9 protein-coding genes are annotated in these 14,161 nt (G+C 33.9%); 3 read left to right on the forward strand and 6 right to left on the reverse strand.

The annotated features are described in order from the left end of the window. Positions 1 to 48 precede the first annotated feature (48 nt). The 3 genes from T384_RS0101410 (at position 49) to T384_RS0101420 (ending at position 8,367) form a co-directional block, all read left to right on the forward strand. A complete protein-coding gene (locus T384_RS0101410; protein WP_027119535.1) occupies positions 49 to 990 on the forward strand; it encodes an MSC_0882 family membrane protein in 942 nt (313 codons plus the stop codon). Between the two features lie 255 nt (positions 991 to 1,245). After that, positions 1,246 to 4,770 (forward strand): DUF3713 domain-containing protein, encoded by a 3,525-nt coding sequence (locus tag T384_RS0101415; protein WP_027119536.1) that lies wholly within the window; start codon positions 1,246 to 1,248, stop codon positions 4,768 to 4,770. Positions 4,771 to 4,782: 12 nt separating this feature from the next. Next, on the forward strand, positions 4,783 to 8,367 hold the full coding sequence (locus T384_RS0101420; RefSeq protein WP_027119537.1) for a DUF3713 domain-containing protein: 3,585 nt from the start codon (positions 4,783 to 4,785) through the stop codon (positions 8,365 to 8,367). An 84-nt stretch (positions 8,368 to 8,451) separates the two neighbouring features. On the opposite strand, the gene proS is transcribed toward T384_RS0101420, so the two are convergent. From proS to T384_RS0101450, 6 genes are all read right to left on the reverse strand, one after another. Further along, positions 8,452 to 9,882, reverse strand: a complete 1,431-nt coding sequence (gene proS / locus T384_RS0101425; protein WP_027119538.1) for a proline--tRNA ligase — start codon at positions 9,880 to 9,882, stop codon at positions 8,452 to 8,454. 9 nt (positions 9,883 to 9,891) lie between these two features. Continuing rightward, positions 9,892 to 10,047 carry a hypothetical protein gene (locus T384_RS07240; protein WP_156933104.1) on the reverse strand — a complete coding sequence of 52 codons (156 nt, stop codon included), beginning with the start codon at positions 10,045 to 10,047 and terminating at the stop codon, positions 9,892 to 9,894. Between the two features lie 136 nt (positions 10,048 to 10,183). Beyond that, on the reverse strand, positions 10,184 to 12,016 hold the full coding sequence (locus T384_RS0101435; RefSeq protein WP_052663403.1) for an MATE family efflux transporter: 1,833 nt from the start codon (positions 12,014 to 12,016) through the stop codon (positions 10,184 to 10,186). A gap of 163 nt (positions 12,017 to 12,179) precedes the next feature. Further along, on the reverse strand, positions 12,180 to 12,629 hold the full coding sequence (gene msrB / locus T384_RS0101440; RefSeq protein WP_027119540.1) for a peptide-methionine (R)-S-oxide reductase MsrB: 450 nt from the start codon (positions 12,627 to 12,629) through the stop codon (positions 12,180 to 12,182). A gap of 16 nt (positions 12,630 to 12,645) precedes the next feature. After that, on the reverse strand, positions 12,646 to 13,278 hold the full coding sequence (ytpR, locus tag T384_RS0101445; RefSeq protein WP_027119541.1) for a YtpR family tRNA-binding protein: 633 nt from the start codon (positions 13,276 to 13,278) through the stop codon (positions 12,646 to 12,648). Position 13,279: 1 nt separating this feature from the next. Further along, entirely contained in the window at positions 13,280 to 14,152 is an 873-nt protein-coding gene (locus T384_RS0101450; protein WP_052663404.1) for a DegV family protein, read from the reverse strand. Positions 14,153 to 14,161 lie beyond the last annotated feature (9 nt).

The following is a 14,161-nucleotide window of genomic DNA, read 5'->3' on the forward strand; positions in this document are numbered from 1 at the left end:
TTTCCTAAATTCGTATAGGGAAGGGTTTTTTGTCGGGAGGGCCTAGTTATGAATTACGCTACTAATACAATTCAATTAAGCTTTGACGAGTTACCATACACTCGTGCCAAGACTGCCCAAATTCAATTGAAGCGAAAAAACTATTTACCTGCACAATTACCGACTCAACAACAAATTGATGAAGTTCAAGAATGAAATCAACTGCAAAAACAAAAAAGAGTTCAACACCTTGACCAAGAACAAATTAAAGGCGACTTAGGTTTTCCCAAGTTTTATGAAAAAGAACTAAAGTATGCTTTTAAAGGCTTATTAGGAGCACTGTTTATCTTACTGTTATTTGTTGGTGGACTTGTGGCAACGGTGTTGTCAATCTCGGCATACCATCGTAGTTGGCATTTGTTGTGATTAATGATTCCTTTAGCTCTAGTTGCTTTATATGCAGTCTATCACGGTATCAATAATTACTTGTCGTTACGTTCTGAGTCCCAACAAATTGAATTTGGCCGTTATGAACGAGTTCCGAGTGCTAATGTCATTAAAATATATCGCCGAACGCGTACTGGTTACTTAAATTTAAATTGGTTTGGTGCAGGTATTTATTTAGTTGGTTTCTTAATTATTATTAGCACTCTAACCACTGCGTGAGCATATAACTTGATTCAAAGCGCTACCCAAATCAATCAATTTGGGGCAATCCAAATTTATGCAACTAACGATTGGTGACCGTTATATGTCATTATTGGGACGGGATTAGTACTTGGTTTATACTTACTTTTTCATGTTTATAATTTAATTAAAAACCACCACCGCGCAACAGCTATTAACAACTATTATGGAAAAGAAGTTGTAAGTGAAGCAGATATTACGACAATTAAGAGGGGAATTAATAAACGCGACGCTATTATTTTTGTGGCCATCGTGTGTTTACTTTCATTAATCGGAGTCTTTGTTTATAAATTCGTTCGTCGAATCTTAGCTAAAAAACACTAATCCATCAAAATTAATCGCCCTTTTTTGAGGGTGATTTTTTTTATCTAAATTCTAGATAACTGTTTTATCTTTAATTAAATTTTGTTTATTTTTTTCATTTTGTGACGTTCGATCAATTCAATCAGCTTAAATTTTTGTACACATTAAAAAGATGTGATTTTTAATTCTGTTATATAATATATAGACATAAATGCATAGTTAAAAATTAATACTATTTCACGATAGTGCTTTTTTACATAAATCAAAAGGTTCTCAATGATTAAAGTTAAAAAAATAAAAAAACTAAAACTCTATGTGTCACTTTTTGGTTTATCAACAATCAGTGGAGTGGCTGCTATTGCTGCTAGTTGTGCCCAACCAAGCGAAAATGTTTTACAAACTTTATTTCGTCCCGGAAATGCTTTTGGGAATGATATCAATAACTTAAACTTACAAGATTTAACAACGTCAACATTAACCCAATCTGCTGGTTTTAATGCTTTTTTAAATAATGCTTTAGCACAAATCTTACGTCCTTGATACGACAATAATGCTGATGCCAACATTCGCTCAAAGATTCAAAACTGAAACAATTCAATCAATAGTTCATACGATAGTCAATTACAAAATTACCGAAATCAATTCCGAAACAATTACCAAGTTCGCTTCCAAACCGATGTCTTAGATGCTGCAGGAGGAACTGAAGCATCTTGAAAACAAAACCAATTGAACCAAAATATTATTAGTGATTTTAACAGCTTAGTTTTTGCTAAGAGTTATTTAAATTATGTGAACCCAGACACTAAACAAATTGTTACTCGGCCAGCAAAAAACGATTTGATTAATCCCGTTAATTGGGGTAACATACAATTCACAAACCAATCGACATCAACGCCTTTTACTACTAATAATTCAATCCAAAACAATGATCAAATGTTTGCTCAAATTCAAAACTATGTCTTTGATCAATGGGTTCGCCAAGATAATCCGAATTTAGTTTCACGGATTGTTTTAACTAGCGAAACTCCTTCAGTTGGTTTTAATAGTATTTTTAACAAGGATTTAGTAGCAAGCCCAAGTGCTTCGTATGAGTTTCAAACTTTTAATCCATTAAATCCAAATGATACAGCAAAATCCCGAGCAAGTTCATACCAGGAATTAGTTTCTGGTGATGGGTTAAATAAATACTATAATTTTGAAAATAAAAATTCCAATAATGGAATTGACAATTTTACAGTTGATATTCCTTCACAATTATCAAATGACTCTGGTGGAAAATTATTAATGACTGCAGATGATATGTATTCATCTTTTGATGTTGCATTTACTGATGCTTATGTTAATCAATATCTTTATGATACCAAACCAGCAACCGGTAGCCTTGGAGCTAATATTGGCCCAGAAATAACTTTTGATCCTAGCAATATTATGAATAATTTCATTCGAACTAAACCAACTAGTACGGATAATGTTCCAGCTTCTGCTTATAGTGATTTAAGTTATTTGAAACGTCCGGTTGCTTCTCAAAAATTATTTGCTGACGCAATTAACACAGTTGCAAATGGCTTTTATCAAAACTATCAAGGTCTTGAAAGTGGGACTAATGTTATTTACGATTTTGCAAGAACCAAAGCAAGTGCAACAGATAATAGCGATCAATTTATCGTTTCCCGAGGGAAAGATGGCGTTCACGTTATGGCTGTTGATGGTGCAAGGTACTACTTAATCCCTAATGGTCGCGATATTGGAAAGCAAGAAGCTTTTTTAAAGTTTCGTTCCCTCTATAAAAGTTTAAATTATGTTGATACTCAAATCAATTATGATTTTAGTGTTCCTAGCCAAATTCAAACATTCTATGGCAAAAACTCCAACATCTTATTGTTTAAAGCTTTACAAGCTGGGCTTAATGATTCAAGTAGTTTTATCAATCAACCTAGTTTTGCTTCTTTAAAAACATCTTTTGAAAGTATTGGCTCAAGAATAGTTGCTTATGTCGATGCTTTTGATGCAAATCGATTTACGAATTTAGTTGCAACAACAGTTGATAACATTCGTTCTAAATTAAATGATCGGATTAATAAATACGTTACCAACGAAAAAGATAATAAGGCTGCAGAAAACGGAATTGCCGGAAGACTTCCTGATCCTGCTGCAATTGATGGATCTTATCCTTCTCAAGAAATTTATGAACTACAACTATTAAAAGATTTTGATCCTAAGTCTACTTTAACAATTCCAGCTAATTTAAGTCAAACAGGTACCCGTAGTTTTGTTTTAACACAAGTTCAACAGACTAAAGCAGCATTAGATCAAGCAGTCACTAATTTAACAACAGCTCTTAATTTGCGTTCTGATTCAGTTAGTCAGTTTAGCCAAAATGTCTTTTTAGCTAGTGATACTAATAGTGCTTACTCATTAGCCATTAACTTAGCAATTAACGCTACTATCACTTCAACTGAACTTACCAACAATGTTAAGTTATCATTCTTTAACAACAATAAGAAATTTACTGACTTTTTTGATTACAAAGCAAATCCAAATGGTCAAGTTTACGGAACATTTAAACCAACAATTTTTAACACAGATGGCGACTTAAGTGCTGTTATTAATGACTTACCAAATGTTATTCGAACTTACTACGCACAACCAATGTGGCAAGCCTTAGGCGATAAGAGCGGTTTTGGGGTTCCAGATATTGGTGATCCAACTAAATCTTTGAGTTCATTTAATCAAATTATTGATCGCATTTTTGCAAATAAAAATATAACTGGTGTAAATGCTAATTATGATAGCGCTGATGCAATCAGCTATTACACCTTTATTTATACCTTAGAGTGATTATTAGAAAATAATTTACAAAACTTTAAAAACATTATGCAATTTAGAGTTCCAGTTGGTACGCCAGCATTAACTACGTGAACCGTTCCTTTTGCAGTGAATGCAACATTAACAGCCGCTAATAATCCACTGCAAACATTTGCTAATAATCCTAATTATTTATGAGGATCAAGTTACAACTGGCAAAATCACCCCAATGCAATTGCAAATGGTGATTTAGGAAATACACTAGCAAATCCTTATCAATATACTTCTATTGATGGCACATCAAATCGTTTTGGCTTTAATGGAGTTAAATTATCGGGTGATACTTTAGCAGATACAAATTTGAATACCCCATTATTTAGTGGCTATGCGCAGTCTGGAAATCAAGGAGTTTTATATCCTTATGGAAATTCTCGCGATAGTGTCATCGCCTTTGTTGACGGAATTGAATCTAATACAGTTTTAACTAACTTCGTTAATGTTTTAGCAACAATGGGTCAAGTTGATACTTCTTCAGTTCCAACTTCGAATGATCTAGCCGCTCGAAAAACTGCTGTGGATGCATTATTGCGCGATGTCACAAAAGTTCCCGAAACGTTATTTACTCGTTTTTCTGGATACATTGGAACAAACAAAACCCAAGATATTAGCCAGTTGCAAGCTATTCGATCCTCAGATGGAACTCACCAATTACCTACATTTGTGACACAAATTAATCATCAAGACATCCAAAATATTGGTGCATCCGGATGAAGTCTTAATGATCCTGCCAATAATAAAGACCGCTTAGGATTAAATCTAGATCAATTCTTGGCAGCGATTGTAATGCAAGCCATGGATGACGGAACACAAAGTAATGCAATTAGTGACTTGATTAGTTCAAACGTTAATCCTGATAACTCAAAAGGAGTTATTCCGATTGGGGACAAACGATTACTTGATGCATTAACTACGCGATGAGCCAAAGCGTTAAATTAGAAGGATTTAAAAATGAAGCCAATTAAAACTATGAAAAAAACAAAGAAACTAAAAGTCTGAACTTCTTTATTTGCTGTTAGTACCGTTGGAGGAATAGCGGCATTTGCTGCTGCTTGTAGTGGCCCTTCAGCAAGTACTTTACAATCCTTATTTAATAACACTTCATCCGATCAATTTGCGACTTCACAAAATGGTAGTTTAAGTGCTGTTTTATCCAACGGTTTAAAACAATCAGCTGGTTTATCTGCATTATTAAAAGATCGTTTAGGTCATGTGTTAACAGCTTGATACCAAGATAATGCGAATGGTGCAGTTCGGGGTGTTTATAATAATTTCTTAGACCAAATCAATACCCAATGAGATAGTCAATTAAAAGATTACCAAAACCGTTTTGGTAATGATTATCAAGTTCACTTACAAACTGAAGTATTAGATCCAGTTGGTGGAACTGAAGCATCGTGGCGGGCAAACCAACTAAATCAAAAGATTTTAGCAGACTTTGTTTCGCGCATCTTTCAAACAAATAACTTACGGTTAACTACAGATACAAATAGCGATACCATCGTTCCCAGCCCTTCAATCGATTTATTTAATCCAGATAATGCTGCTTCACAGTCTAATTGAGCACGAATTAAATATACGGCTGGCGGATTTAATACCGGAGACCGTTTAACTGCTGCCCAATCTGTGCAAAATAATAACCAAACATTTGCCCAATTCCAAAATGCTATTTTTGATTATTGAGTGCGTCAAGAAAATCCAAATTTACTTTCTCAAACAATTTTTAACAATGACACTCCCACTGTTGGTGGTTTAGCTTCATTATTTAATCAAAATGTTATTGGTTCAGATAGTTTAACTGCATCTTACGCATTCCAAGCATTTAAAGACAATACAAATGATCCTTTAGATGCAAAGGGTAATAATGCTTACCGCGTAATGGTAAATGGCAGTGGCGGATTATCTAAATACGTTCATGCTGACGGAACGATTGACATTCCTAACGCCTTATCTTCTGGTTCTGGTGGTAAATTATTAATGACTGCTAGTGACATGTTTAATTCTAATGATGTCTCGATTGCAGCAGCTTTTGTGCGACAGTATTTGGAATTATCAGGAATAAATAGTGCCAATAGTGCCAATTACGATAATATTGGGTCGCAGTTTCTTTTGTCTACTGATAATATCATGGATAATTTTTTAAGAGCGAATTCAACTAGTGATCCCGCAAGTGCTTGATATGCGCCAAATGCATCATACAATAACATTGTTTCAAATGCTCCGACCACTGGCTTTTATGGAGCTTATGGTAAACTTGCAGATGGTACATCAAATTACAAGATCTATAACGTGGTTAAACCGACTAATGGGATAACAGGTGGAACAAATGCCAACCAATTTATTATGTTCAGAAGCACAGACGGAGTTCATATCATCGCGATTGATGGTGGAAGTTTTTATTTAGGAAACGGAACTCGTGATATTGCAAAACAAGAACAGTTTTTGAAATACCGTGCTTTTTTAGCTAGTCTTCCAAATGGCGTGAATGCTAATGTAAAATACACCTTTGACTTGCAAACCCAATTGTCAAACTATTTCAATGCCAATCAAGATATTTTCTTATTTAAGATTTTGCAAGATGCTTTAAATAAAACTGGTAGTTTCACTGGTGATCCTACAACATTTTTAGATTTACCATCAAATGCAAAACTTAAAGAAGCCATACAAATAATGGTAGATGATTTAGGAACTTATGTTAATGCTTGAGATGCATATAATCGGGCTCAAGCAATGCAAAGTACAGTAGCAACTGAACGAAGCAAACTAGATGCTTGAGGTAAAACATACATTGATTTACTTAAGGCCAATACTCCAGCAAAAATTGGAATTGCAGCACCATTACCATATGTTCGTCAAGCTGATGGTGACTACTTTGGTATTAGTGAATTTTACTTACAGTTAATTGGCAATACAACCGCAACTCAAGGTAACTCTCGTGCTATTTTTGAAAATAATGTTGTAAGCACACGCAAAGCAATGGAAGCTGCAGCTGATGCGTTAGTAGCAAGTTTACAAATTTCATTATTAAGCCCGATTCAATATTCACAAGATGTTTTATTAAAGGCAGCTAAAGGTGCGGGTGAATATGATTTGGCTATTAATCTAGTGATTCAAGGTACAATAGGATCTGCTGAAACAATCAATTCCATTAAAAATGATTATTTCTTTGGAAATGCTAATTTTAATGCGATTTATGGAACCAACTCTACTGGTGTTGATGAAATTAAACCGTTTGGTGGAATTGATCAACAAACACTGCAAAACATTATTCGTACTTATTACCAACAAAGTGTGTTCAACGGATTTAATAACAAAGCCATATATGGTCAATATACATCTGCTAGTCAATTAGACAATAATATTACAACTGCTTGAAATGCCAAACAAATTGGATTGCAACCAAATTCTGCAGATGCAATGAGTTACTTTACATTCTTGTATACAATGACTTATTTATTGCGTGATAATTTAGCTAACTTCAAAGCAATTTTAAGCACCCAAATTTTACCAGGAACACAAGCGGCAGTAACTTGGACAGTTCCAGCAAACCCAAATACTTTAGGAACTGGCACAAATAATAGTGGTGCAGTTGATCCGATTTCAACGTTCACACCTAACAATAACTATGAGTTAGGTGCGTCTAGTACTACAACTCCAACTGCTATTAATAACAATTGAAATAATGATACAGTTGCCCCAGCATCTAATAATATTTTTAATAATTCAACCAATTATTTTAATTACACTTCTCCAACTGCTGGAACTAATTTATATGGTTTTAACGGTCTTTCACTAAGCACAAGTACTGGTTCTTTAGATTCCAATGTTTCGACCGCTATTTATAGTAATTATGCGACCCGAGGATCACAAGGTTCATTATATGAATATGGTAGTTTACAAGATTTAGAAAATCTAATTAATGGTATTAGTAATCAAGCTGAATTATCACCAATTGTAACTAATTTGTCAAATCGGGCTAATTTAGATGTTTCACAATATTTTCAAAAAGACAGTAATGGAAATGATGTATTAAATTTTGATGAAAAGAAATCTTATGTTTTGCAACAAATTAAGAGTCTAAACAATGACGTATTTAACAACTTTAATGGATACATCGGAAGTAGGAAACAACCAGTAGCAATTAGTGCAAGCACAACTGATCGGGCTGCAGCTTATGCTAAGTCAGATCCACTAAATCAAACTGATAAAGTTACTAGAATAGCGGCATACATGCATCAAGTTAACTTTAAAGATGTTCAAAATTTAGGGACTGGAAGTTGAACAGTTACTGGTGATGCAAATAATCCTGGACGTTTGGGATTAGATCTAAGTTCATTCTTAGCAATTGTTGCTGAACAAGCAATGGATCCGGGAACGCAAAATTTTGCAATTCGCGACTTAATATCCACTTCTACATTTAGAACAGCACCCGCAAGTACTCCATCTAAAACAGGTGATTTCATTCTTGTGAGCGATAAACGCTTGTATGATGCTTTAGGAAATACCTGAGCAACTCAAGGCCCTTCAAATCATTAGTATTCACAAGTAATATAGAAAACAAGATACGAACTCCGTACGGAGTTCGTATCTTGTTTGTCATTTTTAAATGTCGTAGTGGAATTAATAAGCTCTAGCAAAATAAACTCAATTAGTTGCTTTTTTACCAGAGTAAAAACATTTGTCTTCATCACTAACTTTTAATTTTAAGTTAATACATCTTGCTGTTGCTCCTGTTTTTGTTTTTAATTGTGCTTCAGCTTCTGGATCTTCAAATCATGGGGCAAGAACAACTTTTTTATCTTTTATTGCTTGTTCAAATTGTTCATATGTACTAATTTTTACAATAGCTTGTTGTGTTCTTGATTTGCTTGCTTCATATAATTGTTGATCATAAGTTTGAATTGAATTTTTTAACCACTTATTTAATTCATCAATTGCAACATTAATTTTTTCTGCTTGATTACGAATTTTAATTGTTAATGTTTTGGTTTTCAAATCGTTGGGACCGATGACAATACTAAACGGAACTCCATTAACTTCATGAGTTGCTAGTCGCGATCCCATAGAAGCGTTTGTATTATCAATAATTACCCGGTAATCTTGTTGTACAAGTTGTTCATAAAGTAGATTAGCAGCTTTCAATATATCTGGATTTTTATCAGCAAGTAAAGGAATAATGACAATTTGTTCGGGTGCTATTTTGAATGGTAATACAAGCCCGTTGTCATCGCTGTGACTCATAATTAAAGCACCAATAATTCTCGTAGAGATTCCTGCTGACATTGTGTAAACATGACTATATTTATTATCTTTATTTTGAAACTTGATGTCAAATGCCTGAGCAAAATTTTGACCCAAGTGGTGACTTGTACTAGATTGAAGAGCTTGTCCGTCTGGCATTATTGTTTCTAATGTATAAGTGTTTAATGCGCCAGCAAATCTTTCGTTAGGTGTTTTTTCACCAGCTAACGGATACATCATTAAGATCTCATTAATAAGTCATGAATAAGCATCATTCATTGCTTTGACCATTTCTAAACACGATTGTTCATCCGCAAATGCACAGTGTACTTCTTGTCAATGAAACTCACTATTTCTTAGAAATGGACGAGTACTTTTTTCAACCCGAAAAACACTACATCATTGGTTGTATAAAAAAGGTAACTGTTGGTATGTTTGTAAAGTTTCACTTCACAATTCACAAAATGCGACTTCTGAAGTTGGTCTTAGAACATAAGGGTCACCAAGTTTTTCATCGCCCTTTTGGCTGATTAAAAATAGTTCGGGATTAAATCCTTGAACGTGATGTTTTTCTTTAATTAAATCGCTATAAGGAAATAATGACGGTAAGGCCACATTTTGAATTTTTAATGTTTTGAACTTTTGGTTCATGTATTTTTGAATTTGTTCTCAAATTGCCCATCCACGTGGTAAAAAGGTCATGAACCCTTTGATGCCGCTATAATGGATTAATTGGGCTGCTTCTACAATGTTTGTATACCAGTCGCTAAAACTAGTAGCCCGGCTGGTGATTGCTAAATTTTTTTTCATAGTTTAATTTTAACCGCGTCGCGATCCGTTAGTTAAGAAAACAATGACAAGAATTACAAGAATAACAATGGCAGCCAAAATCACTCCTGCTACTATTGTACTCACACGTTTATGGTTATCGGGTCGTTGATCTGATTCTGATTGATTGTTCTTGTTTTTTGCCATAGTTAAATAATTACTGGAAATTATAACATTTTAAACTTTTAGCATTTTTCAAATTACTTGAATTTTATTTTTTAAAAACTTGCAAAATTGACTTGAACGTTTTTTGTTGATTAAACTAAAAACTCTTTTTTAATCTTTATCGAGCTACAAAACGGTTTTGTTTTTTTAATCCTTGTTCAATTAAACGTTCTCTTTTCCCCATAAAGAAATACAAGTGAATTGTTCCAATTAATAAATTCAACATTCCAGAAATGATTGCATTTGCAGTTTGTAATCAAATAAAGATATTCATTCCAAATGTGCCACCATAAGCTAGTGCTGCAGCGTTAAAAATAAATAATAATGGAACAAAAGTTAACAAGCCTTGCATGATTGAACTGATCCATGACATACTAACTCTTTGAGTTGATTGGAAGTATAATTGTGCGGTCGTGCCAATTGCAATAAAAATGGCTTGAACCATGCTTATCTCTAAAACCCGGTGGGCTTCTATGAGGTCGCGATTTGCTTGAACATTAAATAGTCCAGTAAGCATCGGATCTGCTATTCCGTATGAGAAAATTAAATAAACCACAACACCATACACTAAAGATAGCATGGCACAGTATCAGTAAACTTGTTTAATAGCAGCGTAATCTTTTTTACCATATTTGTATGCACATACTGCTCGCCCACCTTGGATTACGCCCCAAACTGATTGTAATGCCAAATTGGTTATTGGGGTAACACTACCATACAATGATTGATAATAATTTTGAGCAACTGGTGCATTACCAACTTGTGGATTAGTATGAACAGTAACACTAACTAAATAAGTTTGAAATAACGCGTTAGATAAAGCTAACGATGAATTCCGCATTAATGAAGCAATTCCTACTAAAACAATAATTGAAAAATAACTCCACGTATATAACTTAAAACGCAATTTACGAACATCTAAGTGGGAGAGTTCTTTTGCAGACATAATTCAACTAAAGATAAAGTATGCTGCAAAGTTTAAAAACCATCCAATTACGGTTGCGATGGCCGAACCATCTAGTCCTAAATTAGCATACCGAATAAACACCCAATCTAATAAAACATTAATTCCATTAGCAATTGGTGGAATAATGGAAATAAACAATTGACGCCCTTCACTTTGCGAAAGTAAATAGTACATTTGAACAAATATTTGAATGATGTTAAAACCACACAAAATAAATACATATCCTTGAGCATAACGGATTTGGAGTTTTTGGAAAATTTCTGCTGAAAAACGGTGTGCTATGCCTTGCGCTGAATTAGGATCCATCGGCGCTTGGTTGTGAGAACCAATTCCACCGATCGCACTTTGTTGCAACCATGGAACAGACATTCCTAAAATAAACATCGAAGTGACTAATCCAATTGTAAGGTTAGTCATAAAACCAGTAGATCAAACTTTTTGTAATTCCTTCGAGTCATTCCGTGCTAAAGCTTTTGCATATGAAACTGAGATTCCCATGCTAATGAAAACTGTCAACCCATTTAAAATAACGGTGATTGGAGCACTAATTGAAACGGCAGCACGAACAACATCAACGACATTTAATGGCGTTTGTCCAGCCATTGCTTGACCAGGCAAAAACAAATCCAAGTATTGTTTGTATAAAGTACTATCTACTTGCCCAAAAATATCGGTTGCTGGTCCTTGAGCAAAGGATACTTGTTCACTAATATATTGTTGCCCTAAACTAAAGAAAATTGACGTTGGGTTAAGATCACTTTGCGGCACAAATTTAATAATCATAATTTGGTCTGCAAAAATATATAAGGCTTGAAATAAGCTTACAATAATGGCTGGACCAACAAATCTTAAAACAACCAAAAAAACATTTTTACGTTCAAATGGATTATTTTTAATCAATTGTTTTTGTTTAGGATCTAATGTTTCATTGCAAGAAAGTTCAACGCTGTGGACCTTTGTTTTTAAGCGATTTTTAAATTTCATAGATTAATAAATGTCTGATTGTGTTTAATATTGTATCAACTTTAAGAAAAACTTAAAAATTTTACTTTACAAAGATAGTAGATGCACAAGAAAATTTATACAAAAAAACAATGCCGCAAGTATTGCTAAACACAGTATTGCTAGATTTTAAAAAGGAAAAGTTTTATTTAACAAAAACCTTGTATTCGCTATAACCTTCAGCATCCATATCTTCTAAGGGAATGAATTTCAATGATGCGGAATTAATGCAGTACCTTAGTCCTCCGGTTTCTTGTGGTCCATCATTAAAGACATGCCCTAAATGGCTGTTTGTATTTTTGGCCCGAACTTCAACCCGTCGCATCCCATAGGTACGATCTTCTTTTTCGGCGATTAATTCTTTACTAATTGGTTGACTGAATGCTGGTCATCCACACCCTGAATCGAATTTGTCAGTAGAAGCAAAAAGTGGTTCACCACTTGTGATGTCAACATAAATACCCTTCCGAAATTCGTGATCATATTTATTTTTAAACGGTGGTTCAGTAGCAGCATTTTGGGTAACGTCATATTGCAATTGATCAAGATTTTCTTCTAATTCGGCTTGACTCATTTTTTTAAATTTAGATTCCATATTGATTTAATTCCTTTTAGTATATTTGTTTGAAAGGTTGTCCAATTTCATTCTTAGCTTGTTCTTCGCTTAATTCAAGAATAACTTTTCCTTCTTGGGGAAGCATTCCCAGCTCTCTTGTGCTGCAAATCATTCCATTTGATTCATAGTCTAAAACTGTTGAAGCAGTTATATATTTACCTAAAGGAATCGTTGCGTTAGGTAACACAACAACAACATATTGATTTTCACGAACATTTGTTCCCCCACAAACAATTTTTTGAAGGGATTCATTACCAATATCTACTTCACAATAATTTAAATGGCTTTTTGGAATTGCTTGAACTTTTTTTATTTGTCCAATTATGATTGGATATTGTTCTGCATAACTTGATAAATCAATTCCTAAAATTTTATTTAATTGTTCAATCAATTTGGTAGTGGGTGCATTCAAACCCTCTTTAATTTCTAAATTAAGAGCTTTGGGATGCGATATATTAAACGCAACTAATTCGTTATTAAGGTCATAAAACAAAACGTAATTTGAGAATTTTTTTTGGATTGCTGGAGTAAGTGGGTTTTTAACAAAACCTACTAAAGTATCTTGCAGGGTTTTTTCTTGGTAGAAAAGATTAAGAAATTTTTTTGCGGCTTGTGGATTTTGACTCATATTAATTTGCTTCTAGATATAATGAATATGTGTTTAATCCAGTGTGGACTGCAATTACAGAACTCATTGGTCGTAAATCTATTTTTGTTCCAGCAGGTAAAATTTTTTGAAAATCTTTAATTACTTTTTGGTTTTCGGTGGGATCAGTTAATGCTGAAATTAATAGTGCCCGTTTGATTCCGTTTTTACTTCATTGAATTTTTTCGTCCAAGAATTGGGCAAGACGCTTCTGACCGTCAGTTAAATCCCGTTTTTTATCAAAGTATTCTAAAACTCCATCTGCTGGTAAAAGCTTGATTAGAATTCGTAACTTAAGGGCTTTTACCATCATGGCTTTAAATCCCCGAAGTCTCCCACCAGAAATTAATTGCGAAACATCGTTTACAATAATTGTTCCGCCTTTTTTAAGGTTAATTGATTTTACGTATTCATCAATCTTAACGATGTCAAATCCATTTTTTTCAATAAATACTTTAATATCGTTTAAAGTTCAAATAATGCTATATTCGACATCAAAACAATTGATGACATGAAATTTGTCACTACCATAATGTGTTTCTAAAGTTTTTCACATTGAATACGTCCCAGACATAACACTATCCATGGGGATTCCAATCACGTGATCATATTTTTTAATGAGTTCTTCAACTTTTTCAGTGACTTCACCAAGGTTGGTTGCTCCGGTTTTAAATTTGGATCCTTGGCTAATTTTTTGGGCAAGGCCTTTTAAATCTAAATCAATTCCTGCTCGATAAACTTTTTCAGGGTTTTGTGTTGTGTCAATAATGGCCAAAGGGACCATATAGATGTCATTAGCAGTATCCTCGTTATATGAGGCTGCTGAGTCGATTAAATAAGCTATTTTTCCAGCCATGAAATTTCT

The sequence above is a fragment of the Mycoplasma testudinis ATCC 43263 genome (assembly GCF_000687795.1).
In the GTDB taxonomy this organism is placed as follows: Bacteria; Bacillota_I; Bacilli_A; order Mycoplasmatales; family Mycoplasmoidaceae; genus Mycoplasmoides; species Mycoplasmoides testudinis.